The sequence below is a fragment of the Moorena sp. SIO4E2 genome, assembly GCF_010671945.1.
Taxonomy (GTDB): domain Bacteria; phylum Cyanobacteriota; class Cyanobacteriia; order Cyanobacteriales; family Coleofasciculaceae; genus Moorena; species Moorena producens.
The window spans coordinates 1-1,131 of the sequence record NZ_JAAHIE010001368.1 but is presented as its reverse complement, the minus strand read 5'-3'; the positions used below and the strand labels follow the sequence as shown (position 1 = coordinate 1,131).

The window sequence follows — 1,131 nt, the reverse complement described above, 5'->3', positions numbered from 1 at the left end:
GGTTTCCCCCATGAGCGACTGCATCAAGACAACAGGTAAGCATTAGTTTAATCTGAGTTACGTTAGCTGACCACTGACCACTGACCACTGACCACTGACCGCTGACCGCTGACCGCTGACCACTGACCACTGACCGCTGACCGCTGACCACTGACCACTGACCGCTGACGGCTGACGGCTGACCGCTGACCGCTGAATGCTTACTTGGGACCAAATCCCGAGATGGTAAGATTAGATGATAATCTTCTGCCTGATTACACTGCCTTGGATCTAAAAGAACGTCTAATCACCCACCTCAGCCAGATAGTACGCGATCGCGATCCGTATATGGCATCTGCGGGACATTTCTATGTCCAGGAGTACATCCGCCAGGAATTAGAACAGTGGGGAAGCGTTGAAATTCACAAGTTTCAGGTGTCGGGCAAAACCCATCATAATCTGATTCTGAATCTACCGGGAAAAGAGGCGAGACCGCAACAGTTTGCTCCGATTTTAATTGGCTCTCACTATGATGCGGTACCTGGAAGCCCAGGAGCAGATGATAATGGTACCGGCGTAGCGGTGCTATTGGAATTAGCTAGAGCCTTTGCCACTACTGGGCCTAAACACCCAGTCCGACTGGTAGCATTTGATATGGAAGAGTATGGATTGCTCGGAAGTGCTGCCTATGCTGCCTATTTAAAAGAACAACAGCAACCCTTGCGGTTAATGCTGTCTTTGGAAATGTTAGGGTATTGCGATCGCACTCCCAATTCCCAAACCTACCCACCAGGACTAAAATATTTTTACCCCAATCAGGGGGACTTCATTACCTTAGTGGGAAACTTGCCAACAATCCTTGACTTGAGGCATTTAGCTCGCCGTATCCGCCAAGTGGGGATCCCTTGTCAGTGCTTACCAATACCATCACGAGGGATAATCGTTCGTGAGACCAGGCTCAGTGATCACGCTCCATTTTGGGACCAAGGTTATCGAGCTTTGATGGTAACCGATACAGCATTTCTGCGCAATCCCCATTACCATCAACCAAGCGATCGCATTGATACCCTAGATTTAGATTTTCTCACTGGTGTCTGTCGTGGCTTAATCGCTGGTCTTGGAAATCTTGTCTAGGGGAATCGGGAGTCGGGA

General features: G+C 49.3%; 2 protein-coding genes. One reads left to right on the top strand and one right to left on the bottom strand.

Annotated elements, in window-relative coordinates; translation table 11 throughout:
• A partial coding sequence (locus F6K37_RS46030) for a hypothetical protein (RefSeq protein ID WP_287257392.1) occupies nt 1-214 on the bottom strand: 214 nt, incomplete at its 3' end.
• A gap of 50 nt (nt 215-264) precedes the next feature.
• On the opposite strand from F6K37_RS46030, the gene F6K37_RS43740 reads away from it, so the two are divergent.
• Nucleotides 265-1,113 (top strand): M20/M25/M40 family metallo-hydrolase, encoded by an 849-nt coding sequence (locus F6K37_RS43740; RefSeq protein WP_044493468.1) that lies wholly within the window; start codon nt 265-267, stop codon nt 1,111-1,113.
• Nucleotides 1,114-1,131 lie beyond the last annotated feature (18 nt).